Source organism: Fibrobacter sp. UWR3 (assembly GCF_900143055.1).
Lineage (GTDB): Bacteria > Fibrobacterota > Fibrobacteria > Fibrobacterales > Fibrobacteraceae > Fibrobacter.
Map to the genome: position 1 here is coordinate 23,277 of NZ_FRCW01000011.1, position 16,461 is coordinate 39,737.

General features: G+C 56.2%; 19 protein-coding genes and 2 tRNA genes. 15 read left to right on the forward strand and 6 right to left on the reverse strand.

Translation table 11 applies throughout. From position 1 onward, the window contains the following. Window positions 1-90 precede the first annotated feature (90 nt). The 9 genes from trpA (at window position 91) to BUA44_RS12870 (ending at window position 8,792) form a co-directional block, all read left to right on the forward strand. Window positions 91-843, forward strand: a complete 753-nt coding sequence (gene trpA, locus BUA44_RS12830; RefSeq protein ID WP_072812767.1) for a tryptophan synthase subunit alpha — start codon at window positions 91-93, stop codon at window positions 841-843. 31 nt (window positions 844-874) lie between these two features. Then, window positions 875-2,323: an anthranilate synthase component I family protein gene (locus tag BUA44_RS12835; protein ID WP_072812770.1), complete on the forward strand. Its 1,449-nt coding sequence runs from the start codon at window positions 875-877 to the stop codon at window positions 2,321-2,323. 1 nt (window position 2,324) lies between these two features. Then, window positions 2,325-3,920 (forward strand): bifunctional anthranilate synthase component II/anthranilate phosphoribosyltransferase, encoded by a 1,596-nt coding sequence (locus tag BUA44_RS12840; RefSeq protein WP_072812773.1) that lies wholly within the window; start codon window positions 2,325-2,327, stop codon window positions 3,918-3,920. Window positions 3,921-4,034: 114 nt separating this feature from the next. Continuing rightward, window positions 4,035-5,270: a cytosine permease gene (locus BUA44_RS12845; protein ID WP_072812776.1), complete on the forward strand. Its 1,236-nt coding sequence runs from the start codon at window positions 4,035-4,037 to the stop codon at window positions 5,268-5,270. A 66-nt stretch (window positions 5,271-5,336) separates the two neighbouring features. Then, on the forward strand, window positions 5,337-6,167 hold the full coding sequence (locus tag BUA44_RS12850) for a pyridoxamine kinase (RefSeq protein ID WP_072812778.1): 831 nt from the start codon (window positions 5,337-5,339) through the stop codon (window positions 6,165-6,167). 11 nt (window positions 6,168-6,178) lie between these two features. Further along, on the forward strand, window positions 6,179-6,838 hold the full coding sequence (locus BUA44_RS12855) for a TatD family nuclease-associated radical SAM protein (RefSeq protein ID WP_072812781.1): 660 nt from the start codon (window positions 6,179-6,181) through the stop codon (window positions 6,836-6,838). A 3-nt stretch (window positions 6,839-6,841) separates the two neighbouring features. After that, entirely contained in the window at window positions 6,842-7,036 is a 195-nt protein-coding gene (gene thiS / locus BUA44_RS12860) for a sulfur carrier protein ThiS (protein WP_072812783.1), read from the forward strand. Between the two features lies 1 nt (window position 7,037). Next, entirely contained in the window at window positions 7,038-7,685 is a 648-nt protein-coding gene (gene thiF, locus BUA44_RS12865; RefSeq protein WP_072812786.1) for a thiamine biosynthesis protein ThiF, read from the forward strand. Between the two features lie 180 nt (window positions 7,686-7,865). Continuing rightward, complete coding sequence (locus tag BUA44_RS12870) at window positions 7,866-8,792, forward strand: LysR family transcriptional regulator (protein ID WP_072812788.1); 927 nt, start codon at window positions 7,866-7,868, stop codon at window positions 8,790-8,792. Window positions 8,793-8,882: 90 nt separating this feature from the next. Here the strand turns inward: BUA44_RS12870 and BUA44_RS12875 are convergent. After that, window positions 8,883-8,955, reverse strand: a tRNA-Cys gene (locus tag BUA44_RS12875). 73 nt (window positions 8,956-9,028) lie between these two features. On the opposite strand from BUA44_RS12875, the gene BUA44_RS12880 reads away from it, so the two are divergent. Both BUA44_RS12880 and BUA44_RS12885 read left to right on the forward strand, forming a co-directional pair. Beyond that, a complete protein-coding gene (locus BUA44_RS12880; protein ID WP_254794758.1) occupies window positions 9,029-9,574 on the forward strand; it encodes a lysophospholipid acyltransferase family protein in 546 nt (181 codons plus the stop codon). After that, window positions 9,571-10,218 carry a 3'-5' exonuclease gene (locus tag BUA44_RS12885; protein WP_072812790.1) on the forward strand — a complete coding sequence of 216 codons (648 nt, stop codon included), beginning with the start codon at window positions 9,571-9,573 and terminating at the stop codon, window positions 10,216-10,218. The genes BUA44_RS12880 and BUA44_RS12885 overlap by 4 nt, the downstream gene beginning before the upstream one ends. A 137-nt stretch (window positions 10,219-10,355) precedes the next feature. Here BUA44_RS12885 and rpmB read toward each other — a convergent pair whose 3' ends face one another. From rpmB to BUA44_RS12910, 5 genes are all read right to left on the reverse strand, one after another. Then, window positions 10,356-10,577 (reverse strand): 50S ribosomal protein L28, encoded by a 222-nt coding sequence (rpmB, locus tag BUA44_RS12890; protein WP_072812793.1) that lies wholly within the window; start codon window positions 10,575-10,577, stop codon window positions 10,356-10,358. 65 nt (window positions 10,578-10,642) lie between these two features. Beyond that, window positions 10,643-11,575, reverse strand: a complete 933-nt coding sequence (ispH, locus tag BUA44_RS12895; protein WP_072812795.1) for a 4-hydroxy-3-methylbut-2-enyl diphosphate reductase — start codon at window positions 11,573-11,575, stop codon at window positions 10,643-10,645. Then, on the reverse strand, window positions 11,576-12,766 hold the full coding sequence (locus tag BUA44_RS12900; protein ID WP_072812797.1) for a glycosyltransferase N-terminal domain-containing protein: 1,191 nt from the start codon (window positions 12,764-12,766) through the stop codon (window positions 11,576-11,578). Between the two features lie 7 nt (window positions 12,767-12,773). Continuing rightward, on the reverse strand, window positions 12,774-13,406 hold the full coding sequence (locus BUA44_RS12905) for a methyltransferase family protein (protein WP_072812800.1): 633 nt from the start codon (window positions 13,404-13,406) through the stop codon (window positions 12,774-12,776). Beyond that, the gene (locus BUA44_RS12910) at window positions 13,393-15,162 is read right to left on the reverse strand and encodes an ATP-binding cassette domain-containing protein (protein ID WP_178348802.1); all 1,770 of its coding nucleotides are present in this window, start codon (window positions 15,160-15,162) and stop codon (window positions 13,393-13,395) included. Before BUA44_RS12910 ends, BUA44_RS12905 begins: the two co-directional genes overlap by 14 nt. A 78-nt stretch (window positions 15,163-15,240) precedes the next feature. Between BUA44_RS12910 and BUA44_RS12915 the strand changes: the two genes are divergently transcribed. The 4 genes from BUA44_RS12915 (at window position 15,241) to BUA44_RS12930 (ending at window position 16,316) form a co-directional block, all read left to right on the forward strand. Beyond that, window positions 15,241-15,313 (forward strand) — tRNA-Glu (locus BUA44_RS12915). Between the two features lie 197 nt (window positions 15,314-15,510). Continuing rightward, a complete protein-coding gene (locus tag BUA44_RS12920) occupies window positions 15,511-15,768 on the forward strand; it encodes a type II toxin-antitoxin system Phd/YefM family antitoxin (RefSeq protein ID WP_014545032.1) in 258 nt (85 codons plus the stop codon). Then, window positions 15,761-16,093 (forward strand): type II toxin-antitoxin system RelE/ParE family toxin, encoded by a 333-nt coding sequence (locus BUA44_RS12925; protein WP_072812803.1) that lies wholly within the window; start codon window positions 15,761-15,763, stop codon window positions 16,091-16,093. The genes BUA44_RS12920 and BUA44_RS12925 overlap by 8 nt, the downstream gene beginning before the upstream one ends. Next, window positions 16,077-16,316, forward strand: coding sequence for a DUF2442 domain-containing protein (locus tag BUA44_RS12930; protein WP_072812805.1), 240 nt, complete (start codon window positions 16,077-16,079; stop codon window positions 16,314-16,316). The genes BUA44_RS12925 and BUA44_RS12930 overlap by 17 nt, the downstream gene beginning before the upstream one ends. Window positions 16,317-16,461: the final 145 nt, after the last annotated feature.

The following is a 16,461-nucleotide window of genomic DNA, read 5'->3' on the forward strand; positions in this document are numbered from 1 at the left end:
AGAAGACCAAGCAATGCTTCTAGATGAAGTAGATTGAAATTAAGCTCTTTCGTCTATCGTCTACCAGCGAAGCGGTCTATCGTCTAATCTATGAACTTAATGTCTCATCTCATTGCCGGGTTCCCGGACGCAGAAACTTCTATTGCCATCGCCGACGCTCTCGTGAAGGGTGGCGCCAACATCCTTGAAATCCAGCTCGCGTTTAGTGACCCGAGCGCCGACGGTCCCGCTATCCAGACGGCCTCTACCGTCGCTCTCGAGAAGGGTTACTCCACCAAGCAGGGGCTTGAAGTCGTGAAGAAGATTCACGAACGCCACCCCGAAACGCCGATTTACATCATGACCTACGGCTCACTTGCCTTTACGCCGGGTATAGACAACTTTGTACGTATGTGCAAGGACGCGGGTGTTTCGGCCTGCATTATTCCCGACCTGCCGTTCGATTGCGACGAGGGCCTCACCGAAGCCTGCAAGAAGCACGGCCTCGAAAACATCCCGGTGGCAGCGCCCAGCATGACGAAGGAACGCCTCGAAACGATGGCCTCCAAGGGTTTCAAGTACATCTACGCTGCCCTCCGCGCGGGCACGACCGGCAGCGAAACCACGATTGACCAGGCGACGCTCGACTTTATCGACACGGTCGGTAAGGGCGGCGCGAAGGTGCTCGGCGGCTTCGGTATCCGTAACGGCGAACAGTCCAAGGTGCTCAGCAAGCACGTGTATGCCGTTGTCGCGGGTTCCGTTTTCGTGAACATCGTGCTCGGCAACGAAGACTCTGCCGAAGGCCGCAAGAAGGCGATTGCCGAAATCGAGGCGAAGGCCAAGGAACTTACCCAATTCTAGGGAATCAGGAATTTTAAAACAAGAGGATCATATGACCAACAAGATCAAGCACATTACAGAACAACCGACCTACGAGCCGCGTACTGATAGCATTTACGTGGCGCTCCCGGGCGAACGTTACACCCCGTTTTCGCTCGGCAAGAAGCTCGGTGCGAAGGCCATCTTCGAATCGGCAAGTTTCTCGCATGGCCGTAGCCGCTACTCCACCTTGATGGTGGACGAAGGATTCCGTCTGCGCCAGAACGAGAAGGACGTGAGCATCATCATCGACGGCAAGGAAAGCACGTTCCTCAAGGAAGGCGAGGGTGACATTCTCGACGCCCTCACGCTGATCTCTGCCGAAAACACGGTGCCGCCCAACCAGATTCCTATTCCTTCTTCGGGCGTGGGCTACCTCGGTTATGAATTCTGTGCCCGTTGCGATACGATTCGCCTTGCCCCGCAGGTGGACGAACTCAACATTCCCGAAGCGGAATTTTTGGTGGGCCACATCTACATCGTGTTCGACCACTTTACCGAAAAGCTTCACTTGTTCGCCCTGAACTACGAAGAACACCAGATTGACCTGAAGGCGGCCATCGAGAACGTGAAAACTCGCCTCGCGGATTTGGACTTCAGTTACCTCGCTCCCGAACCGCAGTACGGCAAGGGCATTACGATGACCGACCTGGAACAGTCCCGCAAGGAATACGTGGAAAAGGTCGAAGCCCTGCAGAAGCACATTGTCGCCGGCAACATCGTGCAGGCCGTGCCTTCGCGCCGCATCCAGTTTGCAAGCGACATCGCGGCGCTGGATATTTACCGCAGGCTCCGCACGGTTAACCCGTCTCCGTACATGTTCTTCCTCGATTACGGCACGCACCAGTTTATTGGTGCCTCGCCCGAAAGCCTCGTGCGTGTGCGTGAAGGCATTGCAACGATTCACCCGATTGCAGGTACCCGCCGCCGCGGTAAGGACGACGCAGAAGACGAAGCCCTGATGAAGAACCTGAAGGGCGACCCGAAGGAACGCGCCGAACACCTGATGCTCGTGGACTTGGCCCGTAACGACCTGGGCCGCGTCTGCGAAGCGGGTACGGTGGAAACCACCAAGTACATGGAATGCGAAAAGTTCAGCCACGTGATTCACCTGGTCTCTGACGTGCAGGGCCGTGTGGCGAAGAACAAGAAGGCCATCGAAGTGCTGCGCTCCAGTTTTCCGGCTGGTACGGTGAGCGGTGCCCCGAAAATCAGCGCGATTGAAATCCTTTCTGGCCTCGAGAAGGTCAAGCGCCGCTTCTACGCAGGTGCGGTTGGCTATATGGAATCCGACGGCGACTTGGATTTCTGCATCGCCATCCGTTGCTGCCTCAAGCAGGGCAAGACCATCAGCTTGCAGGCCGGTGGCGGCATTGTCGCGGCATCTAACGCCGACCGCGAATTCGAAGAAACGAACGAAAAGCTCGGAGCAATCAGAGCCGTGCTCGAAGGAGAAAACTAAGATGATCATCATTATCGACAACTACGACTCTTTTACTTACAACGTCTATCAGGCGCTTGCAAAAATAACTAACGAAGAAATCCGCGTGCTCCGTAGCCGCGAATGCACCATCGCCGACATCGAAAAACTGAACCCGAGCCGCCTTATTGTGAGCCCGGGCCCGGGCCGCCCCGAAGACGCCGGCATATCCGTGGAAGCCATCAAGCACTTTGCGGGCAAACTCCCGATTCTCGGCGTTTGCCTCGGCCACCAGGCCATCGGTTACGCTTTCGGCGCAAAGATTGTGCAGGCCAAGTTCATCAAGCACGGCATCGCCGAAGAAATCGACCTGGACGGCAAGGGACTCTTCCGCACCATCGGCAAGAAGAACATCTTCACGCGTTACCACAGCCTGGTCGTTGACGAAGCGACGCTCTCTCCGGATTTCGAAGTGACCGCGCGTGCTACCGACGGCGATATCATGGGCATTCGCCACAAGACGCTCCCGATTGAAGGCGTGCAGTTCCACCCGGAATCTATTGCCAGCGGCCGCGCCGACGAATTCTTCAAGGCGTTCCTCAACTACCGTCGCGAACCGCTTGACGTGCGCGGAATCTTGAACACGCTTACCGAAGGCAAGGACTTGAGCCGCGAAACCGCCGAAATGTTCATGGAAGACTTGACCGACGGCATCATGGACGAACGCCAGATGGCTGCTATCCTTACCGCACTTTCCAGCAAGGGCCCTGTTGCCGACGAAATCGCTGGCTGCGCGAAGGTACTCAGCAGCAAGAAGCGCAAGTTCCCTTACAGTGGCGACGAACTCACCGACATCGTGGGTACCGGTGGCGACGGCAAGGGAAGCTTCAACGTGAGCTCGCTCTCCGGCCTGATTGCTGCCAGCTGTGGCGCAAAGATTGCTAAGCACGGCAACCGCGCGGTTTCCAGTAAGTCCGGCGCCGCCGACTTCTATACGGCCGCAGGCTTCAAGCTGGACATGGTTCCCGAAAAGGCAGCCTCCGTCATCGACAAGACGAACTTCGTGTTCCTCATGGCGCCTGTTTACCACAGTGCCATGCGCTTTGCGGGCCCGGTTCGCGGCGTTCTCGGCGTGAAGACCATCATGAACCTGCTCGGCCCCCTCACGAACCCGGCCGAAGCCAAGTACCTGATGCTCGGTGTCTATAGCACGACCGTGCTGGAACCGTTCACCAAGGCGGCGAAGGCCCTCGGCGCGAAGCGCGTGATGGTCGCCATCAGTGACGACGGCTACGACGAAATTTCGCCCTGCGTGCCGACGACCATCGCCGAAATCCTGGAAGATGGCGAGTACAAGACTTACCGCATCGACCCCAAGGACTTCGGCATCCCCTCCGTGGATCCCGAAGACCTCGCCGGCGGTACGGGAGTCGACAACTTCAACCTCGCTCTCGACGTGCTGAACGGCAAGGGCCGCCCGGGCATTAAGTACGCCTGCGCCCTGAACGCCGGTGCCGCCCTCTACATCAGCAAGAAGGCAGCCAGCATCAAGGAAGGCTTCGACAAGGCCATGAAGGCGATGGAAGACGGCTCCGTTCTGAAGAAAATCGAGGAAGTCAAGGCTGCAACGAATTCGTAAAGGAGATGGGTTATAGGAAAAACCTATAACCTACGCCATATAAAAAGTATTGGACGCCCAGAAACGGGCGTTCTATATTTGCGCACAAATTTGTTAGAAGATAGGGAAAAAATTATGGAAAAACGCACAAGTCTATTCACCAATGCCGTCATCTGGTTCGGCGTCGCAGTTTCCGTTTCCGAAATTGAGGCGGGTATAGAAATCGGTGCCGAGGCTGCTCCGGGTTCCCTGTGGTTGCCTCTGGTTCTCGGGCATATCGTCGGCGGAATTTTCCTGTTCTTCGTGGGGCTTATCGGCGCCCGCATCCGGGTGAACGCGATGGAAACGACAGCCTCTGTCTACGGGACATACGGCTCCAAGTTCTTTGCGTCGCTGAACCTTTTCCAGCTGGTGGCGTGGATTGCGGTCTTGAACGCGCAGGGCGCCTCCGTGCTCGCGGGCCTGGACCTTCCGATTTCGTTCCCGTTGACCTGCGTGCTGCTTGCGGTGCTTATCGCGCTCTGGGTTTTCGTGGGTCTGCGTCGCTTCGCGAAGGTCACTACCGTCGTGATGGCGGTGCTCGCCGTCTTGCTTGCTGCCTTGACGGTTAAGTTGTTCGGAACGGGCTCGATTTCTGCCGGGGCATCCTCTTCGGGTGCGGATTCCGCGGGCCACGCCCTCGGTTTCTGGAACATCTTTGAAATATCTATGGCCCTGCCTCTCTCGTGGTTGCCCGTGATTTCGGACTACACGAAGGATGTGGAAAAGCCGGTGCGCGCTACGGCGGTTTCTGCCATCGCTTACTCCATCGCCAGTTTCTGGATGTATTTCATCGGGCTTGAAATCGCAAGTGCCGGTGTGGGCAACGACATCGCGAAGGCGATTCTCCTTGCGGGTCTCGGAATCCCGGGCATCGTTATCGTTGTGCTCTCTACCGTCACGACGAACTTCCTTGCGGCAAATTCCGCGGGCGAATCGGCGAAGGCGATTGTGCGCAGGCTGAACCCGAAAATCACGGGCGTCGTGGTGAGCGCCATCAGTGCACTCCTCGCGATTTCGGGAATCATGGACCACTACATCAGCTTCCTCTACCTCATCGCTTCGGTCTTTGCACCGATGGCCGCCGTTCTTCTGGTGTCGTTCTACTTCGGGAAGGCCGGCGCAGTTCATACCGGCGAAGAAACTGCCCGCGAAGAAATTGCCTGCGCATCCGGCAAGGCGTTCTGGATTTGGAACCTTTTCGCGTGGCTTGCGGGCTTTGTCGTGTACCAGGTCGCCGTGCGCTTGGATTCCGTGCCGCTCGGTCCCACGCTTCTCGCTGTCATCGTATCGGCGGCTCTTGCCTACGCTCGCGTGCTTGTGAAGCGGTAGATTCTGTCACTCCACTGCGTTCCGCTCCAGAATGACTTCGCTTTAATTTCTAAATTATAGCCTGCTATGCCACAGAAAAAGATTGCGTTGATCAATGACATCACTGGTTTCGGTCGCTGTTCTGTTGCCGTCATGGCGCCAGTCGTTTCGGCCATGAAAATTCAGGCCGTTGCCGTGCCGACTGCAATCCTTTCGACGCATACGCAGTTCCCCAAGTATTTTTTCGACGATTACACTTCCAAGATGCGCGACTATATCCAGACCTATAAGGATTTGGACATGTCGTTCGATGCAATCGCTACGGGATTCCTGGGTTCTGAAGAACAGGTCGATATTGTTGTCGATTTTATAAAGACCTTCAAGAAGCAGGGCGTGTTTACGCTGGTCGACCCGGTGATGGGCGACTACGGCAGGCTTTACACCACCTACACTCCGGAACTTTGCGAAAAGATGCGCGCGCTCGTGCATTACGCCGACATACTCACGCCGAACCTCACGGAACTTTGCTCCCTGATGGGCGTTGATTATCGCGATGGAAAATTCAGCGCCGATGAACTGGAAGGCTTGTGCCGAAATTTGAGCGAACGTGGCCCCGAACATATCGTGGTGACGGGAATCCATTACAGCGATAAGCAGATTATGAACTACGTGTACAGCCGCGGCAGTGCGCCCCGCACTATCATGGTGGACCGCATCGGCCGTGACCGGAGCGGGACCGGCGACGTGATAAGCGCTGTGATTGCGGGTATGTACCTGAATGGGCATGGATTCTATGAATCGGTACTGCGCGCTACGGAATTTGCGTCCAAGTGCATTGAGTATTGTGAACAAAATAACGTTCCCGATCACTGGGGCCTGAGCGTCGAGATGTTCCTTCGCGACCTCATAGAAGATTAAAGGGGGACTGAATGATAGTATATACGGTTACAGGAAAAGTCGGCCAGGCCGGCTATTTGGATATCGCGAACAGCGGCGACATTGCGGGCAAGAACATCTATGTGAACATGACGAACCGCTGCCCGTGCAGTTGCGTGTTTTGCCTGCGCCAGACCAAGAAGATGATGGAAGGCAATTCGCTCTGGCTCAAGGAAGGTGAACCGAGTGTAGATAAAGTAATGGACCTGTTCGCGCCCTACGACCTTTCCGTTATCAACGACCTGGTTTTTTGCGGGTTCGGCGAACCGCTTGAACGCCTGCACGACGTGTGCGAGGTGATTGACCGGCTCAAGGCGAAGTACCCGAAGCTCAAGGTGCGCGTGAATACGAACGGCCTTGCAAATTTGATTCACGGCAGGGATATTACGCCCGAACTCGAAGGTCGCTTCGACACGGTATCCATTTCGCTGAACGCCCCCAATGCCGAGGAATTCCTGGCACTCACGCGCTCCAAGTTCGGCATACAGTCGTTCGATGCCATCAAGGAATTTGCGGTGCTCGCGAAGGCTCACGTGAAGAACGTGGTTATGACGGTGGTCGAGAAGGTAATGCCCGAAGAAAAGATTGAAGCCTGCCGCAAGATTTGCGAAGAGCTTGGCGTTACGCTTCGCGTGCGTCCGTTCGAGGAATAGTCTATGCTTAAAATTAACGGTGAAAATGTAGACGCAGCCGGAAAGACGCTTGTCCAGTACCTTGCCGAGGCGGGTTACAACCAGGTGCGCATCGCTGTCGAGCGGAACGGGGAAATCGTTCCAAAGGCCAAGTACGGCGAGACGGTGCTTGCGGAAGGCGACTGCGTCGAAGTCGTGAACTTTGTAGGTGGCGGGTAACATGGACTGCCATCCGGTTCCATCGCGCGAAGAAATCCTTGCCGCCCTCGAAAAGAAGCAGGGGAGCGTTGCGACTGCAAAACTGCAGGCGGCGACGGTCGCTATTTGCGGGCTCGGCGGGCTCGGCTCGAATATCGCTATCTCGCTCGCGCGTTCCGGAATCGGGAAACTCATCCTGATTGATTTCGATACGGTCGATATCACGAACCTGCATCGCCAGCAGTACAAGGCCTCCCAGGTGGGGCTCCCGAAGGCGGAGGCACTTCTTGCGAACCTGAAGGAAGTTGCGCCCTATGTCCGGTACGAGGTTCATAACGAGAAGGTGACTGCCGAAAATGCGGTGCGCCTGCTTGAAGATGCCGACGTCGTGTGTGAGGCGTTCGACAGGGCCGACGCGAAGGCGATGCTTGTGGATGTTGTCCTGGAACAGTTCCCGCAGAAGACGCTTGTCGCTGCGAGTGGCATGGCGGGTTTTGGCAGCGGGAACGCGATTCGCACCCGCAAGGTAACGGGGCGCTTCTACCTCTGCGGCGACGGCAAGAGCGACGTGGACCAGGATATCGGACTCACCGCCCCCCGCGTGATGCTCTGCGCCGCACACCAGGCCCTGACTGTCATCCGGCTTATTCTTGGCGAAAAAGACGCCTAGACGGCAAAATGCGGTTTATAACCACTTGCCAAATATATAGTTTTAATCTATATTTATTCCTACTAATTCAATAGGAAAACAAAAAAACAAGCGCGTTATAAAACAAAAGTAAGCCCGCAACAAACACCCCGCGCCCCGAATAACCATTAACCAATGACCAACAACTAACAACCAGGTTTTATGACTCTCCAGCAACTCCGTTACGCCATCGGCATCGCAGAAACCGGCTCCTTCAACAAGGCTGCCGAGAAACTCTACATTTCGCAGCCTTCGCTCACGGCCGCCATCCGCGACCTGGAAGACGAACTGAATATCCTCATATTCAACCGCACGAGCCGCGGTGTCAAGCTCACGAGCGAGGGCGAGGACTTCATCTCGTATGCGCGGGAACTCTACCACCATTATGAAACCGTGCTCGAGAAGTACGGCAAGATTGGCAAGCGCAAGAAGAAGTTCGGCGTGTCTACACAGCATTACTCCTTCGCTGTCAAGAGCTTCGTCGAGACTGTTAAGTTGTTTGATACCGAGAAATACGAGTTCGCCATCCGCGAAACCCGCACCAAGGAAGTCATCGAGGACGTGGCATCGTTCAAGAGCGATATCGGAATCCTGTACCTGAGCGACTTCAACCGCAAGATTATCACGAACCTGCTGAACGCCCGCGACCTCGCGTTCCACAAGCTTATCGACTGCAAGGCGTATGTTTATCTGTGGAAGGGGCACCCGCTTGCGAAAAACAAGTTCATTACGCTCGACGAACTTGCGGAATACCCGTGCCTCTCCTTTGAACAGGGTGACAACAGTTCGTTCTACTTTGCCGAAGAGATTTTAAGTACAAACGAATACAAGCGCACCATCAAGGCGAACGACCGCGCCACCATGCTGAACCTGATGATTGGCCTCAATGGCTACACGCTCTGCTCCGGCATCATCTGCGAGGAACTGAACGGTTCCGACTACCTGGCCGTGCCTTTCAAGGACAAGAGCGAGGAATCGCGCCGCGTCATGGAAATCGGCTACATCGCGAAGCGCAACATGCTGCTTGGCCTGGTGGGCGAGCGCTACGTCGAGGAACTGCAGCGCTACCTCGCGACTTGCTCGTCGTAAGTGTTCTGTTCTTCGTAGCAACTAAAATCTTGAAAAGGAAAACTCGTTTAAAAAAAAGAAAGCCCCGCTCGTGTGAGCGGGGTTTTCAAGAGGCAACGATCAGACTCGAACTGATGAATAAGGCTTTTGCAGAGCCGCCCCTTACCAACTTGGGTACGTCGCCGATGTGAGCGCTAATATAGATAATGATTGCACTTTTGCCAAGAGCAAATGGGCAAAAAAACTAATTTTTGAGCATGTTCGGTGCGTTTGGCGTTGATTTTGCGGCATTTGTGTGCAGGCTCTGGATAAAAAGCCTGCGGGTCCGCGTCCATGCGCCGGAAGGCTACGGGCCGGGTATTCTCGGGGTCTGGCACCGCGACCTGCTCGCCTGCGGTGCGGCTTTCCGCGGAATGGGGGTGCACGCGCTTGTCTCGGAATCGCATGACGGGGAATTCCTTGCCCGCACGCTCACGCGCCTCGGGTACACCGTCACCCGCGGGTCCGACACGCGCGGTTCGCTGAACGTGCGCCACCTGCTAAAAACGCTCCGTTCGGGCGGATTTGTGGGCATGGCGCTCGATGGCCCCCGCGGTCCGGCACTCGAAGTCAAACCCGGTTCCCCATGGCTCTCGAAGGCTTCGGGCCGGCCTCTCTGGCAGGTCGACGCCCGCTACGGGGCGCATTTTACGCTCCATACCTGGGATAATTTTGTAGTTCCGCTCCCGATGTCATCTATTGACATCGAAATTAAGTATTTTTGCATTGAAAATTCAGAAAATAGAAAGGAGGTTCAGCCGTGATTACATTGCCGCCAAAATTTGTCGCATTTGACCTGGAAACGACTGGATTGGTAAATACAAAGGACGAAATCATCGAAATCGGTGCGGTCAAGTTCACCGTCGCCGTCGAGGGGAACAAGGTGGTGCCGAAGTTGCTCTCGGAATTCAACATGCTCGTGAATCCCAACATGCTGATTCCCGAGGAGGCCTCCAAGGTGAACCACATTACCGACGACATGGTGAGGGATGCCCCTCCCGTGGGTGAGTGCCTCAAGAAGTTTACAGCCTTCTGCGGCCAGGGCACTATCCTGCTGGCCCACAACGCGAACTTCGACGCGAGCTTTTTGCGCGTGGCGTATGCCAAGAACCCGCAGCTCGTGCCCGTGAACCCCGTGGTCGACAGCCTCGTGATGGCGCGTACCATCTTGCCCGAACTCAGCAACCACAAGCTGGGCTTTATGGCGGGCCTGTTCATGAAGCGCGGGGAGTTCACCATGAAGATTGACCCCGCCAAGATGCACCGTGCCGTCTACGACTGCGAGATGCTCATGGAAGTGTTCGTTGCCCTGCTCCGCCGCCGCTTCAAGGAGAAGGACTGGGAAATGGCGAACATCATGGCTAGCCTCGCCAAGTACAAGGGCGTGCCGCAGTTTATCAATAAGTAGTCATTGGTCAATAGTCATTAGTTATTGGTCAAAAAAAGCGCCAGAGGCGCCAAACTAAACTAATGACTAATAACTAGATACACAAAACACCGCCAAAGGGTCACCTTGGCGGTTAAATTCTGTAGCCGGAGCGGGAATTAGATTCCGAGTTCCTGGGCGACGGCCTGAATGCCGACCTTGTTGATGGTGCGGAGACCGGCGGCGCTCACGCGGAGGGTCACCCAGCGGTCTTCTTCAGGAATGTAGAAGCGCTTCTTCTGGAGGTTGGGAAGCTGCTTCATCAACTTCTTGCGGTTGGAGTGGGAAACCATGTTGCCCACGAGGCCGGCCTTACCGGTAACTTCACAAATGCGGCTCATAATAAACTCCGTTGTTTTTCGGACACCAATTTTAGATAAAAATCACTGAATTGTCAAGGCTAAAGTTAATCCTGCAGCTCTTTGGGCAGGTTAAACTTGGTCGATTCCAGCAATTTTATCAAATTTTCGGTATTTAGAGGGCTAAAACGGGCTTTTAGCCAGTCCACCACCTCCTGGACCAGGATTTCGGGTGCGCTCGCCCCGCTCGAAATGCCCACGGACTCGATGCCCTCGAACCAGGAGGGGTCGAGGTCGTTCACGCCGGCGATCAGGTGGCTCTTGATGCCCTGCTCCAGCCCCAGTTCCATGAGTCGGGTGGAATTCGAGGAGTTTTTCGCCCCCACCACGAGGAGCATGTCGACCTGCTTGCAGAGGTCGAGAACCGCCGCCTGCCGGTTGCCTGTCGCGTAGCACAGGTCGCCCGCATTCGGGCCGACGATGTTCGGGAATTTCGCCTTGAGGGCGTCGATAATCTTGCGGGTCTCGGCCACGGAGAGCGTCGTCTGGGTAATGTAGGCGAGTTCCTTGCCTTCGGGTACGGCGACCTTCGCGACGTCAGCCTCGTTCTGGATGAGCGTGATGGCGCCTTCGGGGAGTTGCCCCAGCGTGCCTTCCACTTCGGCGTGTCCCGCATGCCCGATAAGGATGGTGTGGCGGCCCGCGGCGTAGTGCCTCTTGGCGCTGTAGTGCACCTTGAGCACCAGCGGGCAGCTTGCGTCGAGCACCTTGAGCCCGCGCTTTTCGGCATCGGCGTAGATGTGTTCTGCGACCCCGTGGGCGGAGAATATCACGACCGAGCCTTCCGGTACCTCGTCGACCTCGTCGACGAACACGACGCCCTTCTCCTTGAGGGTGTCCACCACGAACTTGTTGTGCACGATCTCGTGACGCACGTAAATGGGGGTACCGAACTTTTCGATGGCTTTTTCTACCACGTGGATGGCACGGTCGACGCCGGCACAGAACCCACGCGGGGTGGCAAGTACGAGTTTTTTCATTTAGACCGCTCCCTGCGGAATTATACTGCGGATGTATTCGACAAACTGGCGGTAGGAATCCTGGATTTTCGCCTTCTCGTGGGTGAGGAACGTGCTCACGAGTTTCGGGTCGGGAAGGTTCCGCCTCGCGTACCCGGCGGTGGACATGAGCTGCGTCAGCACGCCTTCGCGTACGAGTGCCGCGACGTTTTCCTTTTGCCCGGTAGCGAACGGCCCGATGCAGGTGGCAACGCCCATCTGCAGGGGTTCCCAGAAGTCGTGCACGCCTATCCCGCGGCTGAACGAGCCGCCCACGATTGCAGTGCGGGCCTTGCTGAACACGTCCTTGGTGAGCCCGAAGTGAGTCACTATCGAGACCGTTCCCTTCTGCACGAGCGGCCAGTCCACGACCAGGAGTTCCTGCTCGAGGAGCGCCTTGCGGAATGCCTCGACCTCGGTGAGCCTGCGCGGGATGAGCACTACGGATTCTTGCCGCTTGATGGAAGAGACTATCATGCGGCTCAGGCTTGCCCATTCGGCCATGTGCATCGACACGAATACGGTATCGATGGTCGGGTTCTCGTTGCGCGCGATATCCTTGCCCGCACGCACCCAGGGGAGAATCTTCCAGTCGCCGCCAATCATGGTGTTCGCGATGTTGGCCTTGGAGGCGACGTTCATGAACCGCGAGAGGTCGCCGCCGGTCTGCATGCTGGCAAACCCGACGGGCGAAAAGTCTATGCCCGGGAACGAACTGCGGTAGCGGCCCGAGACTATGGCGACGGAGGGCTTTACGCTAAGCGTGCGCATTGTCGAGATGTAGCCTGGCCAGAGCTCGTTTTCGGCGAGCACGAGCGCGACGGGCTTGACCTTCTTCACGAAGGCCTTCATGGCGGTCTGCGTGTCGGCGGGTGCGATGGCCGCCTCGATTTGCCCGCCCGATTCCTGCAGGAACTCGACCACCTCCACCTTTTGCGTGGTGATGAGAATCCAGGGCAGGTTCGCGATGTCCTCTTGCAGGAACTTCGCGAGGTTCAGGAGCATCTTGCATTCCCCGAGGCTTGCCCCGTGCATCCACAGGAATGGGCCTTCGGGCCAGGGTCCGTTCAGGCGGTCGCCGATATGGAACCGTGTATTTACGGCAGGGACCTTAGCGACTGCCTTGGCGGCAGTGCCAATGGCGAATCGTGCAAAATCAATCGCGTTAAACATGTTTATCTCAGGCCGTGTAGATTTTGAGTAGAACCATTATCAAATTAAAAAATACGAACCAGAACCACGTGGAGGCATCGGCGCGGAAGGCCTGTAAAACGGTGCGCGCGGGGCTGCCGCCGGAGTTGCGGCAGAAAAGCGCCTCGATATTCGCGGAACTCATCGGCGTTCTTTGGGCCCAGGCGCGCCAGGTGTCGCCGAACTTTTCTTCAAGGAAGCGGTCTTCGGCGCGGGCGAGCGCGTATTCGAAGAAGGCAATCGCTATAATGAAGATGTGGAAGAGCCCGCTCACGCCGAGATGGAAAAAGATTGCGCCCAGCGCGATGTAGGTGTTCGACGTGTACAGCGGGTGGCGCATGTGGGCGTAGGGCCCTGTGGTAACGAGTACGGCGGCCTCGTGCGTGGAGCCGCGCGTGTGCTGGCCTATAAACTGGCGGGCCCTGATGCGGAGCGCGATGCCCAGAATGTAAAAGAGAAGCGTGCCGATGTAGGGTATGCATGTCGTGCCGCCGCCCTTTAGGGCAAGGGCATCCAAAGATACATGCGGGAAGGGCGCTGCGGGGCAGGCGAGGAGCGCCACGGCGCCCAGCGCGAGGATATAGCCGCGGAAGCGGTAGAGAATTTCGCTAGCCTTTCGCACGTTCCATCTCCACTACGTTGAAGCGGGACTGCGTCGTAGCGCTGAACGGGTCGTGACTCGCCATGATGACCCACTTGCCGAGGGCGGCTGCGGTATCGAGGAATGCGAGGAGAATGCGTTCGCGGTCGTCGAGCGCGATGGCGGCCATCGGTTCGTCGAGGAGGACGGTGGGCGAGTCGCTTGCGAGTGCCCACAGGAGGGCGATGCGGGAGCGTTCCCCGCCCGAAAGGCCCTGCTTTTCGAGCAGGCGGTCGGTACCGGCGGTTCGCGCGAAGCTTGCGAGAAGGTCTGATTTCGGGATGTTTGTCGCGGGGTCGTCGTTTATCGCGGGGCTGTTGCTTATCGCGGGGTTGAACGTGCCCGCGGATTTCGGGCTTTTTTCGGGTGCCGAGCTGCCCGCGGATTTCACTCTGTTAAGTTGTTCTATAAGCAGGCGGCGGGGCGGGAGTTCCAGGTCTTGCGGGATAAAGAACACGTTTGCGGGCTGGGCTGTTCCTTCGGGCAGTGACTGCGCGGGTGTATCGCGGGTCGCGGCCTCCCACTCCTCGAGGCCCGCAAGCAGGCGCAACAGGGTCGATTTTCCGATGCCGTTCTGCCCGCGCAAGAGTACGGGCTTTTCTCTGGACAAAGTAATCCCGAAATCGCGATAGACCGGCGTATCGCTCCCCTCGTAGGTAAAGTTCCCGTGCGCGATTACAATGCAGTCGTCATTGCGAGCCTCGGAGAGGCGTGGCAATCTCGAACCCGCCTCCAGACCGCATGCGTCGCCGGCATCCTTAGCGGCGCCGTTTAAATCCTGATTAGAACGGTCCGCCGCCCGCATCGGCAACCCCTCGAATTCCTCCAGCATGTCGCAGGCGCTCGCGGCGGCCCGGAACTGCGGCACGGCGCGGGCGCATTCCTTCACCGGCTTGTAGCAGAGCAACAGCGCCGAGCAGAACAGCACGAGCCCCGTGCCGTCCATCCACCCGCGGGCGATAAGCATCGCGCAGAATGCGAGAACCGCGACCATCGCCACCACCGAGAGCGTCTCCATCGCGATGGAAAGCGCGTTCTTGCGGATGCTCGCATCTAGCCCCTTGCGGTTGAGCGTGCCAGCCTCTTCCGAAACCTCGCGGGCAAGGTGCTCGATTTCGGCATTGCCGCTCCAGTTGCGGTAGAGCCTGCGGGCGGTATTCAGCGAAAGCCTAAAGTTCGACCGCGCGTACAGGAGCGATTCTTCTTGCGGGCCGAGCGCGTGGAGCCTGCGCTGCATCCAGGCGACAAACGGCACCACCGCCGCAAACAGGAACAGCGTGAGCGGCCACGAGATGTACAGGAGCACCGGCAAGAAGATGGCGAGTTGCAAAAGCGCCTGCACCAGCTGGAAATACGCCCCGGCGTTGCTCTGGAGCGAGAGCGTCGCCTCGTAGGCGGCCTCGACCTTCGAATCGCCCGAACCGTCGTGGAAAAGCCGGGGCGAAAGCATGCGGATGCGCCCAAGGAACCACTCGGTGACGTTTTTCCCGGTATTGAACAGGAATGTCTCGGAATTGCGGGCCTTCGCGAACATGAACACCAGGCGGAGCGCTGCGAGGAGGGCCATCAGTCCTGCCCATTCCCAGAGGGTAAACGGCGAACTGCCCTCGAGCAGCCCCATGAACGAGCGGATGCCCCACAGGAGCCCCGCGTCGGCGAGGCTTGCCATGAAAGCGAGCGGCAAATACCGCAAAATCCCGCGCAAAAGGGACTTTTTTAGCCTTTTTTTGATGTTCACCGAAAAAAAATACAAAAAATGTCGCTCGGCCCCCTTTACAAAAATCCACGAATAACTATATTTGGCCCTACATAAGACGCCCCTATCGTCTAGTGGCCCAGGACTCGGGATTTTCATTCCCGCAACAGCGGTTCGAAACCGCTTGGGGGTATAAAAGAACCATTCGAAAGAATGGTTCTTTTATTTTGTGGTTGGCCTTGGCGCGAAGCGGCGAGGCCCAACCTTAAAGGGTATAATAAGACCAACCGAAAGGTTGGTCTTATTTTTTTAGGTTGAACTTTTTTTTATCATTTTTCTATTGACTTATCATAATTATGATATTATATTATCATAATAAAGGAGGTTCCCGTGCCGAATATTCGACCGATTTCAGACTTGCGCAACAACTTTACGAGCGTCGCAGAAACCGTACACAAGTACGACGAGCCCATGTATCTGACCAAGAACGGTGTGGGCGACATGGTTGTGATGTCCATCGAGTGCTACGAAAAGCAGATGGCTCAATTGGAACTCTATTCGAAACTTGCCGAGGCTATTTCCGAAGTGGAACGTGGTGCGGAATGCGCTGATGCGGAAAAATTCCTGAAGGACTTGATGAATGGCTAAAAAGTACGAAGTCGTCGTCACGCCTTCGGCACAAAGAGACCTGACCGAGATCAAGTCTTATTTTACGAACATTCTAAAAACGGCTTCAAATTCCGTTTTTGAGAAATTCATTGAGCAGGTCAGGCTGTTGAAGGCGCATCCGTTCACGTATCCCGTCCATCAAGATTCGTTATTGAAACTCGTTGGCTACAGGGTCATTCCCATTGACAACTATCTGATGTTCTATGTGGTTAGGGACAATACGGTCCAAATACACCGCGTACTCTACGCCAAGCGTAATTACACTCAACTATTGGGCATAGGCGAAAATGCTTCATGTGACTGACGCGAAATATATTGGCGACTACAAGATATCCGTCGAATTCAACGACGGATGCCGTTTTGTCGCTGATTTTGAAGGCGTCATCAAGTCGGACCACCGACCCATCGTGCAGCAACTTGCAGATATCAATACCTTTAAGGATTTCACGCTGCAAACGCACACAATCACATGGCCGAACGGAGTCGATTTCGCCCCGGAATTCATCAAGAGCCTTCTGAAGTTTTAATTCCGATTGAAGAAAGTTCGCGTATTCATTTTCGAACTCCTCTTTCTGCTTCGGGTCTTCCATGACTCTTTCAAAAGTCGATTTAGTTTTTTTTCATAATTCAAATGTATCTCCTTTTTGATGCGGGGTCAAGAGTAAAAACAAA